General features: G+C 69.6%; 17 protein-coding genes and 1 pseudogene. 3 read left to right on the forward strand and 15 right to left on the reverse strand.

The genetic code is table 11. The annotated features are described in order from the left end of the window. Positions 1-615: 615 nt before the first annotated feature. Positions 616-4,593: a glycoside hydrolase family 2 protein gene (locus ACTRO_RS18920; RefSeq protein WP_034264786.1), complete on the forward strand. Its 3,978-nt coding sequence runs from the start codon at positions 616-618 to the stop codon at positions 4,591-4,593. Between the two features lie 115 nt (positions 4,594-4,708). On the opposite strand, the gene ACTRO_RS47350 is transcribed toward ACTRO_RS18920, so the two are convergent. Then, the gene (locus ACTRO_RS47350; RefSeq protein ID WP_157436330.1) at positions 4,709-5,506 is read right to left on the reverse strand and encodes a hypothetical protein; all 798 of its coding nucleotides are present in this window, start codon (positions 5,504-5,506) and stop codon (positions 4,709-4,711) included. Positions 5,507-6,084: 578 nt separating this feature from the next. Between ACTRO_RS47350 and ACTRO_RS18930 the strand changes: the two genes are divergently transcribed. Beyond that, a complete protein-coding gene (locus ACTRO_RS18930) occupies positions 6,085-7,341 on the forward strand; it encodes an IS110 family RNA-guided transposase (RefSeq protein WP_034263443.1) in 1,257 nt (418 codons plus the stop codon). A 1,114-nt stretch (positions 7,342-8,455) separates the two neighbouring features. Here the strand turns inward: ACTRO_RS18930 and ACTRO_RS18935 are convergent. The 9 genes from ACTRO_RS18935 to ACTRO_RS18975 form a co-directional block, all read right to left on the reverse strand. Continuing rightward, positions 8,456-9,181: an ABC transporter ATP-binding protein gene (locus ACTRO_RS18935; protein WP_245594421.1), complete on the reverse strand. Its 726-nt coding sequence runs from the start codon at positions 9,179-9,181 to the stop codon at positions 8,456-8,458. Further along, on the reverse strand, positions 9,178-10,185 hold the full coding sequence (locus ACTRO_RS18940) for an ABC transporter ATP-binding protein (protein WP_051452434.1): 1,008 nt from the start codon (positions 10,183-10,185) through the stop codon (positions 9,178-9,180). Before ACTRO_RS18940 ends, ACTRO_RS18935 begins: the two co-directional genes overlap by 4 nt. Before the next feature lie 20 nt (positions 10,186-10,205). Continuing rightward, entirely contained in the window at positions 10,206-13,037 is a 2,832-nt protein-coding gene (locus ACTRO_RS18945) for a hypothetical protein (protein ID WP_034264793.1), read from the reverse strand. Then, positions 13,034-16,255 carry an FtsX-like permease family protein gene (locus ACTRO_RS18950; protein ID WP_034264796.1) on the reverse strand — a complete coding sequence of 1,074 codons (3,222 nt, stop codon included), beginning with the start codon at positions 16,253-16,255 and terminating at the stop codon, positions 13,034-13,036. Before ACTRO_RS18950 ends, ACTRO_RS18945 begins: the two co-directional genes overlap by 4 nt. After that, positions 16,252-18,084, reverse strand: coding sequence for an ABC transporter ATP-binding protein (locus tag ACTRO_RS18955; RefSeq protein ID WP_211244334.1), 1,833 nt, complete (start codon positions 18,082-18,084; stop codon positions 16,252-16,254). Before ACTRO_RS18955 ends, ACTRO_RS18950 begins: the two co-directional genes overlap by 4 nt. Before the next feature lie 86 nt (positions 18,085-18,170). Continuing rightward, positions 18,171-18,713 (reverse strand): redoxin domain-containing protein, encoded by a 543-nt coding sequence (locus tag ACTRO_RS18960; protein ID WP_034264800.1) that lies wholly within the window; start codon positions 18,711-18,713, stop codon positions 18,171-18,173. A gap of 43 nt (positions 18,714-18,756) precedes the next feature. Continuing rightward, complete coding sequence (locus ACTRO_RS43550) at positions 18,757-19,323, reverse strand: MauE/DoxX family redox-associated membrane protein (protein WP_051451052.1); 567 nt, start codon at positions 19,321-19,323, stop codon at positions 18,757-18,759. Positions 19,324-19,415: 92 nt separating this feature from the next. Continuing rightward, positions 19,416-19,628 (reverse strand): hypothetical protein, encoded by a 213-nt coding sequence (locus tag ACTRO_RS18970; RefSeq protein ID WP_034264805.1) that lies wholly within the window; start codon positions 19,626-19,628, stop codon positions 19,416-19,418. A 356-nt stretch (positions 19,629-19,984) separates the two neighbouring features. Continuing rightward, positions 19,985-20,197, reverse strand: a complete 213-nt coding sequence (locus ACTRO_RS18975; RefSeq protein WP_157436331.1) for a hypothetical protein — start codon at positions 20,195-20,197, stop codon at positions 19,985-19,987. Positions 20,198-20,424: 227 nt separating this feature from the next. Between ACTRO_RS18975 and ACTRO_RS18980 the strand changes: the two genes are divergently transcribed. Then, a complete protein-coding gene (locus ACTRO_RS18980; RefSeq protein WP_051451053.1) occupies positions 20,425-20,853 on the forward strand; it encodes a S26 family signal peptidase in 429 nt (142 codons plus the stop codon). Positions 20,854-21,271: 418 nt separating this feature from the next. Here the strand turns inward: ACTRO_RS18980 and ACTRO_RS45860 are convergent. The 5 genes and pseudogenes from ACTRO_RS45860 to ACTRO_RS19000 all read right to left on the reverse strand — a co-directional run. Continuing rightward, a pseudogene (locus tag ACTRO_RS45860) lies at positions 21,272-21,654 on the reverse strand (transposase); the annotation flags it as partial. Positions 21,655-21,697: 43 nt separating this feature from the next. Further along, positions 21,698-22,018 (reverse strand): L-rhamnose mutarotase, encoded by a 321-nt coding sequence (locus ACTRO_RS18985; RefSeq protein WP_034264811.1) that lies wholly within the window; start codon positions 22,016-22,018, stop codon positions 21,698-21,700. A 103-nt stretch (positions 22,019-22,121) separates the two neighbouring features. Continuing rightward, complete coding sequence (locus tag ACTRO_RS18990; RefSeq protein ID WP_051451054.1) at positions 22,122-23,348, reverse strand: ABC transporter substrate-binding protein; 1,227 nt, start codon at positions 23,346-23,348, stop codon at positions 22,122-22,124. Positions 23,349-23,450: 102 nt separating this feature from the next. Next, positions 23,451-24,272: a carbohydrate ABC transporter permease gene (locus ACTRO_RS18995; RefSeq protein ID WP_034264816.1), complete on the reverse strand. Its 822-nt coding sequence runs from the start codon at positions 24,270-24,272 to the stop codon at positions 23,451-23,453. Further along, positions 24,269-25,219 (reverse strand): carbohydrate ABC transporter permease, encoded by a 951-nt coding sequence (locus ACTRO_RS19000; RefSeq protein ID WP_034264819.1) that lies wholly within the window; start codon positions 25,217-25,219, stop codon positions 24,269-24,271. The genes ACTRO_RS18995 and ACTRO_RS19000 overlap by 4 nt, the downstream gene beginning before the upstream one ends. Positions 25,220-25,357 lie beyond the last annotated feature (138 nt).

The following is a 25,357-nucleotide window of genomic DNA, read 5'->3' on the forward strand; positions in this document are numbered from 1 at the left end:
GCCGCCACCACGACCGGCCGATCCCATGCACGTCATGCGCCCGTCATGCCGAGCCGATTGGTTTATACGTCATCTTCCGGCAGCTTGTAAAGACCCGACCTATTGTGTCGTCATGGCCGAGAGACCCTTACCGCAGCCAGAGCGGACGAAGCCCCCGGCCGAAGCCCCCTCGGCGGGACCGGGCGGCGGCGCTCGTGGCGGCGCGGGAGCCGCCCGGGCCGGGCCGGGTGGCGCACGGCTCAACCCTAATGCCCGGGTTCTGCTCGATCCAGCCAAAATCGAATTCTGTTGACGCCCAAGACAAAGCCCTGATCATGCGCGCGCACGCCTGTGCGTTCCGGGTGAGATCGGACTAAACCGCCCGCTCATACCCTTGACAAGGTTGTCATACTGCAATCAGGACCATGAACATCCGATGACTGACTTCGACAGCAGAACTGGTTCCGAAACCAGGCGGACGCACCGAGTTCTGCTCAGACTCGGCGGAATCGCCGACTGATGACCCATCACCCCAGGGCCGCAGCGATCCCTCGGCTCCGACGACCCCGAGTCGGCCGGCCGGCGGACCCCCTCGCGTCACCCACCCTTTGATCTCGAAACTGCACAGGAGTAGCCGTGACCGATCAAGCACGCGCCTTCACCCGTCGTAGAATCCTGACCACCGGCGCCGCCGCGTTCGCCGCGACCGCGCTACCCGACGTCGCGCACGCGGCCGGCGGTCGCCCTCGTCCGGCCGGCGGCACCGTGCTCGCCTCCCTCGACGGGACTTGGGACTTCATGCCCACGACCGGCACGCCGAGCGCTCCGCCGGCCTCCGGCGCCTGGTCCTCCATCCAGGTCCCGGCCGAGTGGAACATGACCGCAGGGAACTTCGACACTTCCTGGGGCGCCTACGACCTCTTCGACACGCCCGCGGCGTGGGACGGCGTCGACGTGGCCTGGTACCGGCGCAGCGTCACCGTTCCGACCGAGCAGCGCGGCAGCCGGATCGTGCTGCGCTTCGAGGCGGTGAACTTCGAGGCCACCGTCTTCTGGAACGGCACGCAGATCACCAAACACAGCGGCGGACTACTGCCGTTCGAGGCGGATGTGACCGACCAGGTGTCCTGGGGCGCGGCGAACACTCTGCATGTGCTGGTGCGCTCCGGCAACGTGGCCGCGAAGCAGTCCGACGGCTGGCACTACCCGAACGGCTCGTGGTGGGGCCAGACGTGTTGGGGCATCTGGCAGGACGTGTGGGTCCTCGCCCGCTCCGCCACGTACGTGAGCGACACCTTCGTCACCACCTCCGTGTCGGACAAGACGATCTCCGTCACCACCACTCTGGCCAACGACGGCGACACCGCGGCCACGGTGCGAGTCGAGCACGAGGTCACCGACAACGGCGCCGGCATCCTGAGTGCGGCCACGCAGGCCACGGTTCCAGCCGGGGGCACGGCCACGGTCACCTTCACCAAGCCCTGGTCGAAGCCGCGTCTGTGGAGCCTCGACGATCCGCACCTGTATCAGCTCACCGCGAGCCTTCGGCCCGCGACGGGCAAGCCGGTGACCGACAGCTCCAGCGTCCGTTTCGGCTTCCGTGAGATCACCGTCGAGGGCACCGACGTGCTGCTCAACGGCGAACCCGTCATGCTGCACGGCGACGCCTGGCACTACATGGGCTCGATCGAGAACTCGCGCGCCTACGCGACCGCCTGGTTCACCCTGGTCAAGGCGCTGGGCGTGAACTACCTGCGGCTGCACGCCATGCCGTATCCGCCGGTGTTCTACGACGTGGCCGACGAGATGGGCCTGCTGATCGTCGCCGAATCGGGGATCTACGGCTCGTCCGGCAACTACGCGCTCGGCGCCGACGACTTCTGGGCCAACTGCGCCGACCATCTCGCCGCGCGGGTGATCCGCGACCGCAACCACCCCTCGGTGTTCGCCTGGTCGGCGGAGAACGAGATGCTCGCCGCGTTCGGCCAGAGCTGGGCGGCGAAGGTGGCCGCGCTCAAGCCGGCCGTCAGCGCGTTGGACACCAGCCGCCCGATCTACTTCGAGGGCGACGGCGACCCGGAGTCCGCCGGAGACCTGGAGAGCACCCACTACCCGCTGGAGATCACCACCAGCGGCACGGCGATCCCGGAATCAGCGTACATACTCGCCCCGGGGCAGTCCCGCTCGAACTTCTGGGACCGGAACAAGCCGATGCTGATCAGCGAGTTCAGCTCCATGTACTACGCGACCCCGGCTCAGGTCAGCGCGGTCGGCGGCCCGGCCGTCTACGCGGATCTCGACGGGCTGTGGTCGGCGCACGCGCTGATCGTCGGCGCCCAGATCGAAGGCTTCCGCTACGCCGGCGCCACCGGCATCTCGCCGTGGAACACCGTCTGGTACGGCATGCGCCCGCTGCCCTTCAACCCGGCCAAGGAGTGGCTGCCGCTCCGTGAGCCCACCGGGCCCAAGTTCCCGCAGGTCGGCCGGTACGCCGCCACGCTCAACCCCGGCTTCGAGCGCGATCTGCCGCGGTGGAAGCCGAATCCCATCCACGACGCGGTCGCGCGCACCATGCCCCAAACCGCGGCCATCGCCACCGACTACCGCGCGCACGCCTTCGGCGGCAGCACGTTCACGCGCGACTACGCGGTCTACAACGAGATCGGCACGCAGCAGCAGCTGACACTGACGTGGACGCTCAAACTGCACGGCGGACGAGGCGCCTCCGGCTCGCAGCACGTGAGCCCGCCGGCCGACGGCCACACCGTCGTCACCGTGAACGTGCCCGTGCCCACCGTCTCCCGGACGACCGCGGGCAGCCTGACGGTGAAGCTCTCGGGCAAGGGAGCGACCACGTATGAGTACGAAGCCCCGCTCACCGTGTATCCGAAGTCCGTCGGAGCACGCACCAACAAGGCGAAGCTGTCTGCGGCAGTGCTTGAGCCGAGCGGCTCGACCGCGACCGCCGACGCGCTCACCGCCCTCGGCGTCTCCGTCACCACGATCGCGGATCTGACCGCCCTGCCGACCGGCGGCCAGTTGCTCGTGCTCGGCGAAGGGGCGAACCCGGAGGCCAACGCCGAGGAGCAGGCAGCACTGGTGGCGTTCATTCAGGGCGGTGGCCGGGTCCTGAGCTTCGCGCAGCAGGCGGTGCCGCAGCTGCTGCCGTGGCCGGTGATCGTCTCCGGCTCGCAGCAGACCATCGCGCACGTCGTCGCACCGCACCACCCGGTGCTCGCCGACATCGGCGCCGACGACCTGCGCTGGTGGAACACGCCGAACGAGCAGGTGACGCAGAACGCGTTGGTCAAGCCGCGCTACGGGGCGTTCGTCTCCCTCGCCGACGTCGGCCCGGGGCTCGCCGGTTCGGCCCTCGCCGAGGCGTCCTACGGGACCGGCACGACAGTGCTCTGCCAGTTCCCGGTGATCTCCGCGCTGGCGGACGAACCGATCGCCGCCCTGCTGCTGCGCAACCTCGTCGACTACCTGGCCGCCGGCACCGGCACCGGCGGGACCGCAGGCGCGCGGGTCGGCGTGCTCAGCCCGGCCGGCTCCCCGGTCTCGACGACGCTGGCCGCGGCCGCCGTCGACATGAGCGCCGTCACGACCGTGGACGCGAGCGGCCTGGACGGCATCGGCATCCTCCTCCTCGACGCGTCGGACAGCGCGAGCGTGAACGCCGTGGCCGCCGCCTCATCGGCAGTCGGCGCGTGGATTTCCGCGGGCGGCACCCTCTGGGTCAATGGCCTGACGTCCAGCGCGCTCGGCACTCTCAGCGCCACGTTGCCGTCCGGCCTCACGCTCACCGCGCTCGACGCCGCACACCAGCTCGGCGCCGTCACCACCGGCGAATCCACGATCACCGACGGGCTGAGCAACGCCGACCTCGACTGGGTCGGCTCGTCCGACCCGCTGGTGACCGCCACCGTCGCCGGCCGCGGCGGCACCTCCGCGGCCGAGAGCCGCGGCGTCGACTGGACGGCGTTCACCAAGGGCACCGAACAGAACAAGTATCAGATCGCTGCGGAAAGCGCCGACGGGTTCGTCCCGGCGAGTGTCCTGTGGGAGCGGGCGGTCGGGTCCGGCCGCGTCGTCATCGACCAGCTGCTGTGGGCCGGCACCATGCCCCTGCCACCGCGGACCGCACTGGCGGCCGGCATCGCCGCCGGCCTCGGCGCCGCGTTCACCGCGGGCTCCGGCTCCGGCCTGTTGCCGACCACCGGCTGGACCGGCTTCGCCAGCCCGAACAACGCCGCGGCCGGGCAGGGCTACGACCGCGACGAGAGCACCCGCTGGTCCAGCGACGCACTGCAGAGCCCCGGCATGTACTACGGCCTCGACCTCGGCGCAGTGCGCACGATCAGCCGTATCGTGTGGGATGACGCGCCGGCCACCGGCGACCTCCCGGTGGGCCTGGAGATCCAGACCTCGACGGACGGGGTCACCTACACCACGGCGATGACCATCCCGAACACCGCGACCCTGAGCAACGCGGGCGTACTCACCATCCCCCTGCAGCCGGCACTGACCACCCGCTACCTCAAGATGGTCGACACCGGCTCGAACCCGGGCGCGTACATGTCGCTGTACGAGCTCTACCTCTTCGGCGAATAAGACCGAGCGGCGCGGGCGCGGTGAGCAGCGGCTCACCGCGCCCGCGGCGTAGGACGAGGGTGTGGCGCGTTTCGGTCAACCGGTGCCGAGTGACGTTTCCGCTCGCCCAGCCACGTCAGTATGTGGTGGTGAAGCAGGACGTCGGGTCCAGCAAGTTCATGCCGCTCGTCCTGCCCGGCGCCGACAAGGTGGCGCGGTAACACTGCTGCACCACGCCTTCGCCGCCTTCGAATTCGCCCGCCCGGACGTAGCCCTGCGAGACGCGGAAGTCGACGAGCACACTGTCTCCGTCGGCGACCGGGGACTGCACGGCGATGCCGATGCCATGGCTCATCGCCTCCAGCTGCCCGGCGGTGAGCGGACCCGACGCTTCCGCGGCGAGCAACCGCTGGTAGAACGAGCGAGCCGTGGCAGTGGCCTTGACGGCCGCCGCCGACTCGTTCGCCTGTGTGGCGTCGCGGTTCTCGTGGACGTGAACTCTGGCGAGCACGAAGATCGCCACGACGACCACGAGTGCGATGCCGGAGGCGACGCCGACGGCCATGAATACCCGCCGCAGCGCGGTCGGCACCACCTGCTCAGGCGATTCGTTCACCACAGTCCCTTCACGCGTCATTCGCGGACCCCCTCCTGCCAGATAGTCCGCGTAATGATACTCATGCTTGATCACTCGTGGCTCGTCCCGCAAAGCCAGCGCCGACCACGTGCGGCGATACTCCTGTGGGCGACGCAGCCGTGCCGCCCACCGGTCATCGTCATTGCGCAGCACCGCCAGCGCGGCAACATCCTTGTCCACGCAGTACGCGCCACGCATCTTCATCGGTGGTTTATGATCGGCGGATTGCTCGAGGGCATAGTGGCCTGTCGGGGCGGGGTGGTCATCGGACTGCGGGCGGCGCTTCGCTTCGCCCACGGTTTCATCTCTCCACCCACCCACCCGTTGCGTCGGCGGGGCGGCCTGCGGTTTCAAGATCTCGCCTCCGGCGCGGGCCCTTCCTCGGAGAGTGCCGGGGTCTGTGGGGTGGTGTGGTTGGCGGAGCGGGCTGGGGTTCGGGATGGTGAGGTTGCGGGGCTGTGCTCTCTCCTCGGTCGGTCCCCGGAGGCAATCAGGAACCTGCCGGGAGGTCAAGCGGCGGCGGCCTGCGCTGATGGCGGATTTTGTATCGCGCCGCTTGACCTCCCGACAGAACCCTGATCGGGCTTCGCCTGCCCGACCGAGGAGAGAGGGCTCGGGGGCTCGTGGCCTCACCCTGTCGGTGGGAAAGTGTTTCTTGTCGCCCCGGTTCAGGTCGGTGTGGGTATGAAGTGTGATGAGCTCGCGATCGAGAGGCTGGCCGGGGAGCGCTGTATAAGGACTTTGTATTGCCGCAGACGGCGGTGCGGGCATCGCCGCGAAGCGCGTGTCTCAGCCTAGGGTGTGTCCTTGCGCTCCACCGGGGTGACACGGCGCCGGTGGGCTCTCCCACGGGCCGCACGGCGAGAGGGGATGCGATGGAGCAGGAGCACACCTACCGTAGAGCCGCGGGGATCGATCTGGGCAAGCGCGTGATGTCGGTATGCATCCGGACCCCGGGCCGCGGCGGGGCGGTGGATCTCGAACAGCTCACCTACACGACGATCACATCACAGATCCTTGCCTTGCGCGACCGCTTGGAGGACGCGCGGGTGGAGATCGTGGCGATGGAGGCGACCGGAGACTACTGGCGCCCGGTCTGCTGGATCCTTCAAGGCACCCTGCCCGGGGTCGAGGTCCTGTTGGTCAATCCAGCTCACGTCAAAATCCTCAAAGGGCGCAAAACCGACCGGGCGGACGCGGCGTTCCTCGCCCGTCAAGCAGCCGCCGGAAACCTGCGCGGCTCGTTCATCCCCCCCGAACCGGTACGCGAGGTACGCGATCTGACCAGGCGACGCACCACTTTGACCTCGCTGCGCGGCAGCGAGGTCCAACGGCTGGAGAAGACACTCGAGGACACCGGCGTAAAACTCTCCAGCGTCATCAGCAGCCTCACCGGCACGACCGGACGCACCATCCTCCAAGCCCTGGTCGCCGGCACCCGGGACCCCGCCATACTCGCGCGGCTCGCGGACCCCAGGATCAAAGCCGGCCACGAACAACTCACCGAGGCCCTCACGGGCTACTTCACCGACCACCACGGCTACCTCGTAGCCGACCACCTCGAAGAGATCGACCACTACACCGGCAAGATCCGCGCCCTCGACGAACGGATCGCGCAACTCCTCGACCAGCCCGACAAACACCAGGACGTCCGCAACCTCACCACCATCCCCGGCATCGACACCACCGGCGCGCAGATCATCGTCTCCGAACTCGGACACGAGATGAACGCCTTCCCCACCCCCGGCCACCTCTCCTCCTGGCTCGGAGTCGCCGGCGGACACAACGAATCAGCCGGAATCAAACGCAAAGCCCGACCCGCCGACGGCAACAGCGCCATGCGCCGACTCCTGGGCATCGCCGCGTTCACCGTCATGGGACACAAGGGCACCTACCTCAACGCCCGCTACCACCGACTACGCGGACACATGGACTCCCGCAAAGCCCAAGTCGCGATCATGCACGACATCGCTATCGCGATCTGGTTCATCCTCCACGACAAAGTCCCCTACCGAGAACTCGGCCCCGACTACTTCGCCCGCCGCGACCCCGACAAGATCACCCGCCGCATCCACGCCCTCGCCCGCTCCATCGGCGCCACCATCGAAATCCACCCCACCCCCACAACCTAAAACGACCACCTAAGCCGACCTGCAAACTCGCCATACTTTCGTCTCAGCCCACCCCCTGAGGTCCAGTGCGAGCTGCACTCGGGCCGGGTCCCATCCCGTGGCCCGGCCGCGCTCGATCCGGAAGAATCCTGCATCACCGTGGCCCTGCCATCCCGATCCTCGATCCGCACGAGGGCGTCGGTGCCCGGGTCGCGCCTGATGTGAAGTCCTGCATCGCCTTGGTGTGATCCACCCCGATCCCAGACCTCGCTGCAGAATCCCGCACGCCGGGCCGTGCTCGATGCGGAAGGATCCTGCATCGAGCTGGTCCGGCCATCCCGGTCCTTGATCCGTGCGAACGGTCAGTGGTCCGGCCGCGCCTGCTGCTGAATCGTGCATCGCCATGGTCCGATCCGCCTCGATCCCGGACCTCGCGGCAGAAACCCGCACGCCGGCCGCGCCCGACGCGGAAAAATTCTGCATCACCCTGATCTGACCCACCCGGTGCTCACGCACTGCACAGCATCGCGCAGCCCGGTCGCACCCCGAGGGGAAATCCTGCACCACTCCCGACACCATCTGCCCAGCCACCCCGCCCCGTCACAAACCCCGACCCTCGTACTCTTCCATGCTAGACGCCACCACCGACAAAAACCGCACATTCACCTTTTGCCGGAAAAGCAAAAATACCGGAGATTTCCGGGCACTCGGGCGCGCTCCCCGGCGTTGAAGGAGTAGAGAGAAAGAGCAGCCCAGAACGGCGATGCAGGATTCTTCCGGATCGAGCGCGGCCGGGCCACAGGCCGGGACTCGGCCCGAGCGCAGCTCGCACCACTCCCCCAGGGGGTGGGCTCTCTCCTCGGTCGGGCAGGCGAAGCCCGATCAGGGACCTGCCGGGAGGTCAAGCGGCGCCATGCAAAATCGAACATGAGCACAAATCACCGCCGCTTGACCTCCCGACAGGTCCCTGATTGCCTCCGGGGACCAACCGAGGAGAGAGCACACCCCCGCAACCCCACCACCCCAAACCCCAGCCCGCCCCACCAACACCAGCGACCACGCAGCCCCGGCACTCTCTCCGAGGGAAGGGCCCGCGCCGGAGGCGAAATCTTGAAACCCCAGCCCACCCCGGGCTTCAGGCCTCTTCGATGCGGCCGTCGCGGAGCGTCAGCACCTCGTCGGCGAGGTCGAGCATGGCGTGGTCGTGCGTCGCGACGAGGGCCGAGACGCCTTCGGAGCGCACCACGGTCTTCAGCAGCGCCATGATCTGGCGGGCCGAACTCCGGTCGAGCTGGCCGGTCGGCTCGTCGGCGATGAGCAGGCGCGGACGCGAGGCGAGGGCGCGGGCGATCGCCACGCGTTGCTGTTGGCCGCCGGAGAGCTCGTTCGCGCGCTGCCGTGCCTGGCCGCCTAGACCGGTGACGTCGAGGAGCAGCTGTTCGCGTTCCTCGCGCTCGCGGCGCGGCAGGCCGGCCATGCGCAGCGGGATGCCGACGTTCTCCGCCGCGGTCAGGAAGGGGAGCAGCCCGAAGGTCTGGAAGACGAACGCGACCGTGGAGCGGCGCAGCGCGCGCAGGCCGGTTTCGGACAGGCCCGCGAGGTCCGTTCCGTCGACGCGGACCGTGCCCGCCGTCGGACGGTCGAGGCCGCCGATGAGGTTGAGTAGCGTCGTCTTGCCCGAACCGGAGCGGCCACGCACGGCGGTCAGGGAGCCGGGGGCGAGGTCGAACGTCACCCCTTGCAGGGCCCTGACCTCTGTCCGCCCGGAGCCGTAGGTGCGCACCAGTTCCCGGGCCTCGACGACGGGCGGCGTGGCCGACCGCAGCTGGCCCGGATCGGCCTCGGGATACGCACGGCTCACCGGTCCTCCTCGGGGTTCTCGTCAAGGTTCTGATCTATTGCGCCGTCCGCCTGTCCGGGCCGTACGGCGATGTAGTCCGGCTCCTCCTCAAGCCGCACGCGATCGCGCAGCTCCAGCCGGCTGACCATCCGTTCCGGCAGCTGAAGCCGCCCGGCGCGGTCCAGCACGGCGTATTCGACCGTCGAGGGACGCACCGGATCCTCGGCGTCCGGCGCACTCAGCGTCCGCAGCGTCTCGGTGCTGATCCTCCCGTCGCGGATGGCGACGGTGCGCGGCACCTGCTCGCACACGCTCTCGTCGTGGGTGACGATCAGGATCGTCGTGCCGAGTTCGCTGTTGACCGCGCGGAGCGCCGCGAAGACCTCGGCCGCGGTCGCCGAGTCCAACTCGCCGGTCGGCTCGTCGGCCAGCAGCAGCTTCGGGTTGTTCGCGCACGCGGTCGCGATCGCGGTCCGCTGCTGCTCCCCGCCGGACAGCTGCTGCGGTGTGCGGTCCCGGCAATAGGCGATGCCGGTCGCCTCGAGCAGTTCGAGCGCACGAACCCGGCGGGCCGCGCGGCCGAGACCGGCGAACTTCATGGGCAGTGCCACATTCTGCGCCGCCGTCAGGTACGGCACCAGGTTGCGCGAGGTCTTCTGCCAGACGAAGCCGACGGTGCGCCGGTGGTAGTCCAGCCAGTCGGCGGCCGAGAAAGCGGCGAGATCGCGCCCGGCCACCTCGACCGTGCCGGCCGTGGCCTGATCCAGGCCGCCGAGGATGCGCAGCAACGTCGACTTGCCGCTGCCCGAGACGCCGACCACCGCGGTCAGCTCGCCTTCCGCCACGGTCAAGTCGAGGCCCTGCAGGGCTTGGACTTCCACGCCGTCGGCCATATATATACGCACGACGCGGTCGCAGTGGACCAGCGTGCCGGGTGCACGTGCCTCGGCCACCTCCCTCGGCGCGCGCGCCTGCGCGCCGAGCTGCTCGAGGCTTTCGCCTACCAGGATCTCCGACTCGGTCATCCGCTCGATTCCTCCCATCGTCACTGCTCCCCCACCCGCAAGGCCGCGGTCACGCCCCGGCGCCGCGCCGCCATCGCGTCGACGCTGTGGGCCAGCAGCGCTGTCACGGCGATCGCGCCGGCGGCCACGACGAGCGCGCCGGGGGCGGCCCGCAGCGCCACGGGCTGGTTCGAGCCGGTGAAGACCGAGAGATCGATGGACGAGCCGACGATCAGGCTGGTCAACACCGTGCACGCGACGCCGCCCACGATCGCCGCGACCAGTCCCGGCAGCGCCTCGAGCCATACCAGCATCAGTCCCTGGCGTTCCGTCAGTCCCAAGGTGGCCAGGTGGGCGAGCGTGGTCTCTCTCGCCCGGGCCGTGAGCGCCGCGCCGGCGAGCACGCCGACGAGCGCCAAGGCGAGCGCGGCGAACAGCGCGGCCTCGGCCAGTTCTTTCGTGCCGGACTGGAACGGGGACGCCGCCAGCGTGGCCAGCGCCGCGCTGCGCAGAACCACCGACGAGCCCGGGGCGCGGGCGCGCACGGTCTCGGCGAGCTTCGTCTGGTCGACCGGCCCGTCGATCAGGATCGTGTTCACGGGGACGAGCGCGAGCGCAGCGGCCGGCACCACGTTTTCGGGCACGATCACGAAGTCCGCGGTTCCCGGCAACGCCGCGGTGCTCGTTCCGGCCGCGCCGACCGTCACCGGGATGCTCTTTCCGTACATCGCCAGGGTGGGCGTGCCGGCTAGCCCCGTCGCGACGGGAGCGGAGGCGAGGACCGTGCCGCTCCGGCCGGCCGCGGCGCTTGGTATGTCGGGCATCTGCGTGACCGGCGTCGTCGCCGTCAGGTCACGGTAGCGGGCCGGATCGACGATGAGCAGCACGGTGTCCTGCGGGGCGGCCCACTGGTCGGACGCGAGCGTGAACGCACCGGTGTACAAGACGCGCGCGGCCACGGCGCGTGACGTGCCGTCGACGTGTTCGAGGGCGTCGACCGCCGCGTTCGAAAATCCGTTGTCCGGCGCGGTGATCCGCACGTCGGCACCGGTCTGCGCCCAGGACGCCGAGTTCTCCGCCGCCGTGATGGTCGCGCGGGACATCGACGCGAGGGCGACCACCGCGAGGGCGAGAACGAGGATGAACGACGGCGCCAGCGCGGCCGGGATCCCGCGCGCAGCGCGCGCGGCCGCCACGAACGACACCGTGCCGCCCCTCGCCGTCGCGACCCGGCTCACCGCGCGCATCGCCACGGGCGTCAGGAACCGGATGGCGGCGGCGAGGACCACCGCCAGCAGGAACGGCGCGACGATCGCGAGCGGCCCGGCTGCGGTGTCGCCATAGGCGCGCAGTGTCGCGAGTCCGCCGACGCAGAGCAGGACCAGCGTGCTGTAACCGACCACTCGGGCCGCCGGGCGGTGCACGCCGCGCGCGGCCCGGAACCGGGATCGGCGCACCGGTTCGCCGCTGCGCACGCCGGCGCCGCGGCGCCCCCGCCGGTACACCAGCAAGGCGCCGTCCCCGGCCACGGCCAGGGCCGGGCCCGCCAACGCGAGAGCCGACGCGATCGCCGGCAGCCACCACGAGGACGCGGGGCTCGGCGCTCCCGGCACGACGACGACGCCGAGGACGAATCCGAGCACGCACGGCGCTAGTCCCACCATCGCGACCCGTGCCGCCAGGCCGACCAGTTGGCGGCTCGAGGCGCCGCGGACGCGCAGGAGTCGGAACTCCTCGGTGCGCCGTGCGGTGAAAAGCCACACGCACAGCAGCAGCACGACGAGCCCGAGGGCGCTGAGCGAGCCGAGCACGAGATCGAGCAGGCTCTGCACGGTCTGGCGCTGCTGGACGAACTCCTGCAGCAGCGGGAGCGGCCCGGCGGACAGGGAGAGCCCGACCGTCGGAGCCTGCGCGCCGCCGGCTTCGGGCAGCGGCAGCGGCAGCGCCTGCGCCGTGCTCACCGCGGCGGTGAGCCCCGCGATCAGCCTCGGTGACTCGTCGGCCGTCACGGACCGCAGGTCGAGACCGATGCCGTAGTACAACGACGGGTTCTGATGCATCATGGCCGTCGCCAGGTCGACGGCCTCGTCCGGACCGACGAACACCTCCGCCTCCCAGTAAGCCGGGCCGCTGAGCGAGATCACCCGGTTGGCAGTGGCGGCCAGCGGATCCTGGGTCCAGTACGGCGAGCCGGGGTCGCTGGGCCGCACGATCGCCGTGACCGTCAGTTCGAGCGCCGGGGTGGAGTCGGTGCCGTTGGCCGGAACCGCGATCTTGTCGTGCACTGAGAGATGCAGGCGCTCGGCCGTCGCGGCGGTCACCGCGACATCGAAGCCGATCGGCGCGGAAGACGTGTCCGTCCCGAACTGATCGGAATCGGGGAGTGTCCCTTCGACCGCCGAGACGATCTGTGACAGGTTACTGCGATATACGGGTGCGATGCGCAGCGGCGCCTGCACCGGGACGGGAGCGCCGTCGTCGACGTAGGCCGGCTCCTCGCCGCTGACCAGCTCCGTCCACGAAGCGTTCCGGTCCGCCGAGACCGGAAGGCCGAGGGCGGAGATGCGTGCGGCGAGCGCGGACTGCGGCAGCGCCAGGTCGTCGGGCGTCGGCGTCATGTCGGCCGACGCCGACGCGAGGGCTGCGAGCAGGTTGCCGTAGTCGCCTCGAGCGAGCAGCGTCTTCGCCGCCGCGCCGCCCTGATCGACCCGGGCACGCAGAGCAGAGTTCTGCGTCGCCGAGCGTTCGAGCGGGATCGCGGTCGCGGCGAATGACGCGGCGGTGCCGAGCAGGATCAGCACCAGGGCCGACCCGGTCGCGGTTCCCGCGATCTGCGCGCTGCGCCTGCGCAGCCACAGTGGCAGTGCGCTCATGATTCCTCGGCTTCCCGGGTAGCCCCGACGATGTCGGGCCGACGCAGTGCGGCGAGGCCCGCGGCCACCGCCGGGATCACGACGACCACGCCGAGCAACGCCGCCACCTGGCCCGGCGGAACCACGTCGGCGACCGCCGGGGTCGGCCGGGCGCCGGCGTCCGTCAGGATCAGGAACGGCGTCAGGACGCGTGCGACCAACCAGCCGCCGACGACGCCCGCGAGCGCGGCCACCAGCCCGGTGGTGAGACGTTCCGCGGTCTGGACGGCGACGCCCCGTCGGACCGGGAGCCCGAGGGCGGCCAGTACGGCCCGCTGGCGTCGCCGCTCGCGATGTTCGGCGGCGACCGCGCCGAGCAGCCCCACCGCGGCCAGGACCGCGGCGCCGGCGGCGAGCGCCAGGTAGGCCCGGCGCACGGCTTGCGCGTCCGGGTCGGCGGACATGCTCGCGCGCACGCTGTCGAGGGTGACGACCGACGCGCCGGCGGGCAGCGCGGCGGGCGCGGCATCGTCGGCGGTGTCGAGCCAGATGCTCTTGAGCGGGAGCGGCGGCTGACCGAGCTCCACCAGCCGTGCCTGCAACGCGGAGACGTCGACGATGAGGGCGCCGCCCGGCGCTGAGGCGTCGACCGTCGGGAAGTCCGCCACCCGCCCGACGATGCGCACGGGTATCGAGACACCGTCGGGCGAGATCTCCGACTGGGAGCCGATGCCGAGCCGGGTGGAACTCAGGAACGCCGCCGTGGCCAGCGCGGGAAGCGGGGCCTGCGCCGAAGGGGCGAAGGCCATCGACGCCTTCGCGGGCACGTTCACCTCCGTGGTCACCAACCCCACGGTGGAAAAGGACGTTGCCTGGCCGTATCCCGTTTCGAAGGAGAAGGCCCAGCTGTCCCCGACGCGGGTGGGCGCGGCGCCGGCGGCGGGAACCGCCACGGCCGGTCCGGCACCCTCCAGGTGCACTTGAACGCCGTCGGCGAGAGCCGCGGATTCGCCCGTCCCGGCCCAGGAGCCGAGATCCGCGACGGTGCCGCTCGGCAGGCCCAGCGTCAGCACTCCTTCATCATTCGCCGCCGCAGGGGCCTGATAGTCGATGCGCACGGCCGTCAGGTGCAGGGGATACACGACCGCGCGCGAGACGGGGAAGTCCAGCGTGTGCGACATGCCGTCCGCGGGCAGGGCTTGCGGCGCCAGGCTCAGGACCCGGCCCCACGCGTCCTGGGCGACGAGGGTGAGGGTGGCCGCGGAGACCGTCGCGCGCAGCGACGCCGACACGGTCAGCTGCTCCGCCCGGCCGGGTAGCGCGGCAGTCTGCGCCTCGTTCGTGCGCAAGGGGCTGAAGAGCGAATCCGGGGTCGCCGCGGTGTACACATCCGGGCTGAGCAGCACCGTCGAGGGGGCGGTGGCGGCGTCGAGGCCGAGCACGGTGCTGCCCCCCGCACCACCGGCGGCCACGACCGGGGTCGCCGACCGAACCTGGTGGTCCGCCTCGACGGCGGTCACGGCCGCGTCCTCGGCCGTCGAGGCGGGCAGGTCGATCCGGACCTGGGCCCCCGCCGCATACGTGCTCTGATCGGCGAGCGACCGGCCCAGCGACGCGTGCTCGATCATCGCGAAGGTGCCGGAGCCGAGCGCGAGCACGGCCAACGCGGTCACCGCTGCCTGGCTCCCGGCCCGCCGGGCGATCTGCCAGAGCGTCAGCGCGGCGCCCAGGCGTCGGCCGCGCGCCACCACCCGCTCGCCGATCCGGCCGAGCAGCGCGAGCAGCCGCAGCGCGAGTGCCGAGATCGCGAGCAGGCACAAGGCCGGTGTGAGCACCGTCAACAGGTTGAGCGGGGACGCTCCGGACGCGTCGCGCAGCTCCCAGCAGGCAGCCCCGGCGAGCGCCAGGAGGGCGATATCGACGCCCGCTCTGGTGAATCCGGGCACCCGCGAGGGCCGCGCCGCGGTCTCGTCGCCGGCGTTGGCGCGCAACCGCGACAGCGAACCGACCAGCAGCACGAGCACGCAGAGCGCGCCGGCGCCGGCTGCTGCCTCCCATGGTCCGAGCCGGGTGAACGTACTGGAACGCAGCAGGCTCGCCGGCTTGTCATGATCGACGAGCGCGGCGAAGCCGATGCCGAGCGGTGCGCCCACGATGACCGCGAGCACCCCGATGGACACCGCCTCGACCAGGTCCGCGCGCAGCGCCTGCGGGCGGGCCCGGCCACGCAGCCCGAGTATCGAGGCCTCGCCCGCGCGTTGCCCGCCCAGTGGACGAGCGCCGAGCACCAGCGCCACGAAGGCCAGTGCCGCGATGGCGATGCCGACGCATTCGAGCGCTGACGCGGCCACCCGCTGAGCGGTGTCGAGTTGCTCGAGCACGGCCGGGAAACCGTCGGCGATCTGCGGGCGGTCGAAAGCCGGCGACTGCAGCACGCGCGCGGCGAGCACCTCGGCGGCTCGCTCCTCGGCCTGCGCATCGCCCGCGGCCAGGGCGGCGGGCGCGATCTGGACGATCCAGTCGCTCCGGTTCGCGGTGAGCGGGCCGCCTCCGAACACGCCGGCGGATACGTCGAAGGGTCCGTATGCACTGAACGGACCGACCCGCGCCAGCCCCGACGCGCCCGCGCCGGTCAGCTGCCAGAACGGATCGGACGCCTCTCGCGGCCGGTAGAGCCCAGTAATCAGAAGCCTGATCTGGCTGGCCGGCGCGGTCTCCCGCAGAGTCAGCACACTATTCACATGGAGCCCGAGGGCGCTCGCGGTGTTCTCCGGCACGGCGGCCGGTATGGCCTTCGAGCCCTGATCCTCGACTGCTGATTCGGGCCAGCGGCCCGAAGTCAGCGTCGCATGGGCGGCGATGCCGGCGAGCGACGCGACGACGGCCTGCCGGGGGCTGGCCGAGGTGGAATCCGGCAGGGCCAGCGTGTCGAGCGAGACCGCGCCGGTGACCGAACCGGCCACCGGCAGCCCGGCAGCCTGCGCCCGCAACTGCGCCGCCTGCGTGGCGAGATCGGCCGACGAGGTCTGATCGCCGCGGATGAGCACCACCGGCTGCGCGGCCGTCAGCTGCTGCTGCGCGGCGCTGCGCAACATCCTCGCGTCATAGGCGGCGAGCGCGCCGAAACTCGCGGCCGCGGTGACGCAGATCAACACGAGTGTGGCCACGACGCCGCTGGACGCCGTCATCCGCAGCAGCACGAACGGAACCCGGGCGCGCCACGAGCCGGCCGGCCTCATCCGGCCCGCCCGGCGACCGTGGTCGGCGCCGCGGTGGCGACAACCGTCGTACTCTGATATCCCTCGGCCTGTGTCTCGAACATCTCGGCGTATCCGCCGCCGAGGGCGAGAAGCTCCTCGTGGGTTCCGCGCTCGGCCACCTGTCCTCCCGCAAGCACCACGATCTCGTCGGCGTCCCGCACGGCCCCGAGCCGGTGCGAGATGAGCAGGCTCGCGGATCCGCGGCGCAGATCGCGCAGCACCCGGTGTACCTCCGCCTCGGCCCTGGGATCGAGTCCGGAGGAGGGTTCGTCGAGGATGAGCACGTCGCGGTCGCTGCGGAGCAGTCCGCGTGCGACGGCGATGCGCTGCCACTGGCCGCCGGAGGGCACCACTCCCTCGTCGGCGTCCCCGCCGTCCTCCACGTGGATGCGGGAGAGCATCGTGTGGTAGCCGCGCGGCAGCCCGGAGATGAAATCGTGGACACCGGCGCGCCGCGCGGCCTCCTCGCACCGCTCGGGATCGGCGGCACCGAGGTCGCCCACACCGATGTTCTCCAGAGCGGTCATGTCGTAGCACATGAAATCCTGCAGCACGGTCCCGATCCGCTCCCTCAGCTCCCCCGGCTCGAACTCTCGCAAGTCGACCCCGTCCCACAGGATGCTGCCGCGGACCGGGTCGTACATCCGGCACAGGAGCTTGACCAGAGTGCTCTTGCCCGCGCCGTTCTCCCCGACGACGGCCGTCGACCTGCCCGCCGGGATGCGCAGGTCGACCCCGCGCAGCACCCAGTCGGCCGTCGGACTATAGCGGAACCAGACGTCGCGCAACTCAATACCCTGTTCCAGCCGGGCCGGCCGGCGCGGAGGCACCGGAACCGGCAGATCCGGGCCGGCGGTCGCCACCTCTTGGAAACTCGCGTACATCAATGCCGACGTGTGGGCGTCGGACACCGAGCCCGCCGAACCCGTCAGCGCGCCCTGCACCCCGGCTGTGGCGCTGAGCAGAACGGTGACATCGCCCACGGAGAAATGCCCGCTCGCGGCCCGCCACAACGCCCAAGCCGTGACCGCCGCCGTCAGCAGCGCGCCGGCCGCCCCGCACAGCGCCTGCGTCCGCACGACGCGCAGCTCGATCGAACGCTCGACCGAGTTGATCAGACGCTGGTCCCGGTGCACCCGCTCCCGGAAGAAGTCCCCCAGTCCGAAGGCGCGCACCTCCTTGACCGCTCGCGGATCGGCAAGCAGGGACTGCGCCAGCATTCTGCGTCGCAGCGCGGGCCCGTTGCGCCACACGCCCTGAACCCGGCGCCGACCGCTGACCATCTGCGCGTACATGCCCGGAACGGCCGCCGCCACGACCAGCACCGCGGCCGGCGGACTGACCGCCGCGGCGCCCGCGACGAATCCGACGATCGTCATCGCGCTCCGGAGGAGCGCGACGATCGAGTTCACCAGTTGGGAGGGCGCCTGCAGACCGCCCATCTGCGCGATCCGGAGCCGGTCCTGGAAGGCGGGGTCCTCGAAGCGCGCGAGACCCTGGAAGCGGTTGACCGCACGGAACAAATCGTCCTGCACCCGCAGCGCGATCGTGCGGCGAGCGGCGCCCTGAAGGTAATTCCCGGCCACCGGCAGGACGGTGGCCACGACTCCGGCGACGCACACCAGCACAGCCGCACGCACCGGCAGCCCGCCGGGGTGGGGGCCGCTGATCGCGTCGAGCACGGCCTTCGTCTCCCAGGCCGCGATGGGCATCGACACACCCGCCGCCAGCGAGATCAGCACGCTGAGTCCCAGTGTCCACGGGCTCTCGCGCCAGGCGAGCGCGATCGCGCGGACGGCCGCGTTCACCGCCGCACCGGCTCTAGGCAGCTCGCCCCCGGAGACCGGGGCGCGGTGACCGATGCGTGGGGCGGCCTCCGCGGAATCGGACCGCCTCATCCGCGAGTGCCCGCTCGCTCCACCTGGGGCAGTTCCGCCGGATCGGTGCTCCACGGACCGATCAGCGCACCCGGGCCGATGAACCCATAGGCGGGTGTCGCGCGGATCTGGAACCGCTCGGACAACGCGCCGCCAGGGTTCTCGGCCACGACAACACCGAGCGAGCCCAGTTCCTGCCAGTGTTCTGCCGAGACCTCACCGTCTTCGATCACGACGAACAACACGCGATCCGGCGCGAAGCCGGTCGAGTGGACGTAGGCGCCCATCGCGGACAGCTTCTCCCAGCAGAAGGGGCAGCGTGCCCGGAGGAAGATCAGCAGGCCGCCGTCCGCGAACATGGCACTGGTCGCCGCAGCGCCGTCACGCGCGGTGGCCTCGAAATCGGGCAGCGTCCCACCCCGGGCCAACCCCGAAACGGCCGGCGGCTCGCTCGCCGGAGCCGAACCGCGCAGCTTGCGCACGATCGCCAGGCTCAGCAGGAGATTGAGCACGCCGAGGGCGCCGACCAGGATGACCGCGACGGTCAGGATAGGGGACATGGCGGCCTCCAGGGGTCTGGGACGGAGTGATGGAAGAAACCTGTCATGTTCGAGGCTCGAGGTACGAGGCTCCGCGTGGCGCGCCGGGAGCCGCGGGATCCGGAGCGTCGAAGAGGGCTGCGAGATCTTCTAACCGCACCACCAGCACGGTGACCACGACCGCCGGCAGGCAGGCGAAGGCGAATCGGGCAAACGAGCCGGTCGCAGGGCTCTGCACCAGCGGCACCACCCCGGCCGCGGCCAGCGCCAGATCACGCCACAGATGAAGCGCGCCGAGCGGGCGTCGCCCGTCGGAGCCGAAACAGGCGCACGTCGCCTGCACCCTGGAACGGCTGGCGCGCACGATGACCAGGATGAAGACGCCGAGCAGGACCTCAGTGGCGACGAGCGCCGGCCGCGCGGTCCTCGGCACGAGAAGGCCGACGGCGACACAGAACTCGACCACTGCGAGCAGGACCGCGAGCGTTCGGGCGGCCCACCGGGGCACGGAGACAGGAGCGAATCCACGCAGCGCGTCAGCGAACGAGCGCAAGGTACGAACCTTGCCCAGCGCGGAAGCTCCGAATACACCGGCGAGCGCAAGCCGCAAGCACAGTGCGAACAGCGACATGAGTCCTCCTGCCGGTCTCAGCACGACGGCGCGTGCTGTCGTCCGCCCGCCACCGGTGGCGGGCGGACGACGGGGTGAATCAGGGACCAGAACTAGCAGACGCCGGCGTACGTGATGATCTGTCCACTACACAGGTTGTAGTAGCAGTAGACGTAGCCGCTCGGCTTCTCGCACTGCTCCCACTGCTCCCAGCAGCTGCCCTCGTTGACGTTCCTCACGACGCGGCAGTAGTCCGCCTTGGCCTGCCACGTGGGAACGAGGCGCCCGAGCAGGGAGTCCCCGATGACCTTGAATGGATTCGCCATGGTATTCACCTCCTTATTGAGGTTGCGCGAAGGCCGCGCCGAACCGGCGCGATCCTCGCGGACCTGGAGCTGCAGTAATCTGTAAGCGCTTACCCCGTGCAAGAGCTATCATATGCAGGGCACTGCTTTACTGTCAATATCAGTGCTCTAACTTCCAATGACAGAAAGTTGATAATCAGTTGTCGCCAACCGGCATCGGTGAAGAACCGGGCGAGCGAGCCGGTCACAGGGCCCCGCCCAAGCGGCACCACCCCGGCCCCGGCCGGCGCCGGATCACACCGCGGATGCGACGGCGCCTGCCGTCGTCCGCTCGCCACCGGTGGCGAGCGGACGACGGGGTGAATCAGGGATCAGAACTAGCAGATGCCGGCGTACGCGAGTATCTTCCCATCGCACATGTTGAACGTGCAGTAGGCCTCGCCGTTCGATGCCGTGCACTGTACGTACTGGACCCAGCAGTAGCCCTCGTTGACGTTCTTCACGGGGACGCAGTGGTCCGCCTTGGCCTGCCACGTGGGGACGAGGCGGCCGAGCAGGGAGTCCCCGATGACCTTGAATGGATTTGCCATGGTATTCACCTCCTTATCGAGGTTGCGCGAAAGCCGCACCGAGCCGGCGCGATCCTCGCGGACCTGGAGCTGCGGTAATCTGTAAGCGCTTACCCCGTGCAAGGACTATCATATGCAGGGTTCTGCTTTACCGTCAATATCAGTGCTCTCACTTACTGTGACAGGAGACTGATAATCGATGGTTATCGTCCTGCTTCGAGGGATGATCAGAAGAATCGGGAGGGAATATGAAGGTCGCGTCTACCGTGGGCCGCGCCGCCGCGCTCACCGCCCTGTCTGCCCTGGCCGTCGCAGTAGGACTGAGGCCGGTGGTGATCGAGGTCTCCGGCGACTCGATGCGCCCGACCTACGCGCCGGGCGATCGTCTCCTCGCCGCCCGGCGGCCGCGGTTGGCCAAGACCGGCCGCTGTGTGGTCCTGCGCCGCGTCACCGCCGGCGATCAGATCGACACCCTCGCCATCAAGCGCCTCGCCGCCGTCGAAGGCGACCCGATCCCCCCCGAAGTGCGCCGCTTCCCCATCGACGGCGGCGGCCCTCTCGTCCCCCGCGGCATGATCGCGGTCCTCGGCGACGGCGTCCGGAGCACCGACTCGAAGAGCTACGGCCTGATCCCCGCGTCGAGTATCGTGGCCGTGGTGCTGATGAAACTTTCATAGCGGCGCGTGCAGGGGGACTTCATAGCGGCGCGTACAGAGGGAAGCGTGTTCGGGCCTCGCCGTATGCGTCATAGCAGACATCGGCAGCGCGGCGCCGACGATGGAAGGGATGGGCGGCACATGGACGATCCGTGGCAGCACATTCCCCCGCTCGCCACAGGCGCGCCACGTCGCCATGGGTGCTCGGACCGCACCGTTCGGATTCTGCTCGTGACCTCGATCCTGCTTCTGGCGCTCATGCCAATCCTGATCCTGGCAATGGTCTTGATCATTGCTGCTATCCGATAGCGGGCTTCTCGCCACTGCTGACGAACGCTGCGGGCAATGGATAGCTGGCTCCAAGAGCCGCTGACGTCCGACGCGTCAAGGAGTCCGCCGCTCACGGCGGGATGACGTCCCGTCTGGTGGGGAAGATACCGACGACGTCGCCGTGGCCTTTGGCCACGCGGGTGAGCAGGTTGCGGGCGAAGCGGACCCGGCAGTGCTGTCAGGACGCGCCGTGCGTGACCGCGCTCACGGCAGCACGCAGCCCGGCGTGGACGTCGGAGATGACGAGCTTGACCCCGCCCAGGCCGCGTCGGCGCAGGCTTCTGAGGAACTCGGTCGCAACGCGGCGTCCTCGCTGTCTCCGACCTGGAAGCCGAGCAGCTCGCGGCGCCCGTCGGCGGAGATGCCGGCGGCGATGACCACGGCTTGGGAGACGATTCGATGATCGACCCGGGTCTTGCGGTAGGTCGCGTCCAGGAAGATGTACGGGAACGCGATGTGGGACAGCGGCCGGCGGAAGGATTCCGCTTCGCTCCGACCCAGGTCGACAGCTGATCGGCCAGCGTGGCGGGCCGGCTTACGCGAGGTGGAAGATCTCGGTGAGTGGGCGCATGGCGGCATCCGGGGCGGTGCCGTCGAGGTCCTCGAAGAACTCCGCCATCTCGGCCTGCCACAGGGCATTGACCTCGGTGGCGTCCATCTCGGCGCGGGCTCGGTCGAAGTCCTCGGTTTCCAGGTAGCCGACGAGGATGCCGTCCTCGCGCAGGAAAATGCTGTAGTTGTGCCACCCGGTGCGCGAAAGAGCCTCGCGCATCTCGGGCCACACCTCGCGGTGGCGCGAGCGGTATTCCTCGACGCGGTCCGGACGGACCTTCAGCAGGAAGCAGACGCGCTGCATGGACTCTCCTCGTGTGGGTCGGTCCCGGACGGTCGGTGGACCGTCCGGGACCGGATCTTCGTGTGAATCAGAGGTACTTATTGCTCAGCCGGCGGGCTCGGGCTCAGCCCTTGTAGGCGGAGTCCATACCCTTGAGCGCGTCCGCCACGCTCCCCTGGCCGGACAGGAGTTCCTGCATGCCGGTCAGGTGAGCCTGCTGCACCTGCGCGTTGGGCCAGTACGGGTCCGGGTACGGGAAGGTCTTGTTCTCCTTCTGGTACTCGCCGATCGATGCGATCGACGCCGGAATGGCGCTCTGGGCGTTCTGGATCGCGGGGACGGAGTTGGCCGCGGTCGCGTAGGCGTCCTCCTCGGCGTCCGAGGACAGGAAGTCGAGGAACTGCTGGGCGAGCGTGGGGTTCTTGGCGTGCGCGTTGATCGCGTACTCGGCGCCGATGGACGAGGCCAGGTACGTGTCGGACGGGTTGTCGCCGGCCGGGAACGGGTGCAGCTCGAAGTTGCCGCTCGGGCTGTCGACGCGCAGCTGGGCGATCGCGCCCTGCGTCTGCACGATGCCGAAGGCCTGGCCGGAGGCGACCAGCTTCGCCGCGTCGGGGTACTGCACGCCGAGCGGGTCCTTCTCGAAGCAGCCCGCCTTGACCATGTCCACATTCATGTTCATCGCCTGCTGCCAGCCGGCCGAGCCGGCGAAGGTCGCCGAGCCGGACGACATCTCCTGGTTGAAGGAGGGGTCCTTCGCGTAGACCAGCGACGGGATCAGCGCGTAGTCGATGAATTGCACGTTCGACATGGTGCCGCCGCCGAGGGCGAAGGCGGTCTTGCCCTGCGCCTTCGCGCTGGCGCACAGCTGCAGCACGCCGGTCCAGGTGTCGGGCACGGTCAGGCCGGCCGACTTCAGCGCGTCCATGTTGAAGACCATGCCGATGCCGCCCACGGTCATCGGGCGCACATAGGTCTTGCCCTGGTACTTGGTCAGGTCCTGGATCCCCGAGGGGATCTGGGAGACGAACGACTCGGAGGACAGGTCCTTGAGATAGCCGGCCTTGGCCAGCAGGCCCTCCGCGGCGGGGTTGCCCGAACCCGGGTAGGTGTAGAACACGTCGGGACCGTTATTGGCGACCAGCTGCGTCTGCAGCGTGGTCTGGTACGGGCTGGTGTCGGCCGAGGTCAGAGTGACCTTGACACCGGGGTGCGCCTTCTCGAAGGCGTCGACGATCGGCTGCAGGGCCGGCTTGTCGTTCTGGACCGTGGCGACGGTCAGGTCCTGCGAGGATTCGCTGGATGTACTGGTTCCGCAGGCACTGAGACTCAGAGCGGCGACTGCGGCCATCGGCAGAGCGACAAGACGAGCACGACGGGATACCACGAGTTCCTCCTTGAACAAGGGTGGGGAATGCGTCTGGGTGTACGGACGGGGTTGTGCCTGACTCGTTCAGCCCTTGAGGCCGCTCGAGAAGCCCTTGATGATGGTGCGCTGCATCAGGAAGTAGACGATCAGGACCGGGGCGATGCTGATCACGAGGCCGGCGAAGACCAGATTCCACTGGCTGACGAACTCGCCGACGAAGGAGTAGAGCGCGACTGGCACCGTCGTGTTCGGGGAGCCGCTCAGGTACAGCAGCGGCGTGTAGAAGTCGTTCCAGACGTTCAGGATGTTCAGGATGATCACGGTGCCGGTGATCGGCCTGAGCAGGGGGAAGACGATCCGCCAGAACGTGTGCATGATTCCGCAGCCGTCCACGGCCGCGGCCTCCTCGTACTCGGGCGCCAGCGAGCGCAGGAACCCGGTGTAAAGGAAGATCGAGAAGGGCGCGAGGTGGCCCGAGTAGAAGATGATCAGGGACAGCGGGGAGCCGAGCAGCCCGAGGTCGCGCATCGTCATGTAGAGCGGGATGAGCGCGAGCTGGAACGGCAGCAGCAGCCCGACCATGAAGCCGTAGAAGGCGATCGAGGACCAGCGCCGGGTGTTGCGGGCGAGCGGGTAGGCGGCCATGGCCGAGACGAACACCAGCACGGCCGTGCTGAACACGGTGATCTGCACGCTCATCAGCAGCGCGTGCCCGAGGCCGGCCTCGTTCCAGGCGTGGACGTAGTTCTGCCCGGTCGGGTGCGTCGCCGGGCTCAGCGGTCCGGACAGGTCCGCCGGCGATTTAAACGATTCATTTACCAGCACGTAAAGAGGGACCAGAAAGAGCAAGCCCACGCAGATCATGACCGCTTCGAGGACCAGCGTCCGGGAGGTGTACTTCTTCATCGGGTGCCGCCTGATTCGTTCTGCTTGTTCAGGGCCCAGTGCTGGAACGCCGAGATGAGGGCCACGCAGACGGTGAGCACCACGGCCAGGGCGATGCCGTAGCCGTACTCGTTGAACTGGAACACGTTCTTGTAGATCTGGGTCGAGAGCGTCTCGGTCGCCGCTCCCGGGCCGCCGCCGGTGGTGACCTGCACCTGGTCGAACAGCTTCAGACTGGAGATCACGCTCAGCATCAGGTTGATGGTGATCGCGGGGGCCAGTTCGGGGCGGACCACGTGCCAGAACCGGCGGAACGGTCCGGCGCCGTCGACCAGGGACGCCTCGATCACGGCTTCCGGCACGCCCTGCAGGCCGGCCAGGAAGATGACCATCGAGTATCCGGAGAACTCCCAGACCACGATCAGTCCGATGGACAGCAGCGCGATGTGCGGGTTGCCGAACCAGTCCTGCTGCAGCGAACCCAGTCCGACCGACCGGAGCAGCTCGTTGACCACGCCGTTCGGCGTGAGCAGGTACTGCCAGACGAACGCGGCCGCGACCGGGGTGACCACCGCGGGGGCGAACAGGAACACCCGCAGCACGTTGCGGCTCTTGATCCGGGAGTTGACGCCGAGCGCGAGCAGCAGTCCGAGCAGGTTCTGGGCCACGGTGATGCCGAGGGCCAGCAGCAGCGAGTGGCCGAGCGCGGAGAGCGCCTTCTGGTCGTGGAAGACCTTCGTGAACTGCGCCAGCCCGACGAAGTTCTTGTGCGGGTCGAGCCCGTTCCAGTCGGTGAAGGCGAATCCGACGCCCTGGATGCTCGACCACAGGACCACGAACCCGTACAGCAGCGCCGCTGGAACGATAAAATAGAACGGCACAGTTCGACGGCGCCGGCGTTTCGCGCGTGCGCTCCGGCGCGCGTCGGCCGGCACGGCGGGGCCCGTGTCGGCTGTCGCCGTCGTCATCCGCTGATCCTCATACTCGCTCCTCATCATCGGGTGGGGGCTCAGCTCGTCGCGGTTTGCGTCACGCGAAGCTCGCCGAGGCTCGCACAACCTTAGGAGCGCGCTACGATTCACGTCCAAGACCGATATTGAATTAGT

The organism is Actinospica robiniae DSM 44927, from assembly GCF_000504285.1.
Taxonomy (GTDB): Bacteria; Actinomycetota; Actinomycetes; order Streptomycetales; family Catenulisporaceae; genus Actinospica; species Actinospica robiniae.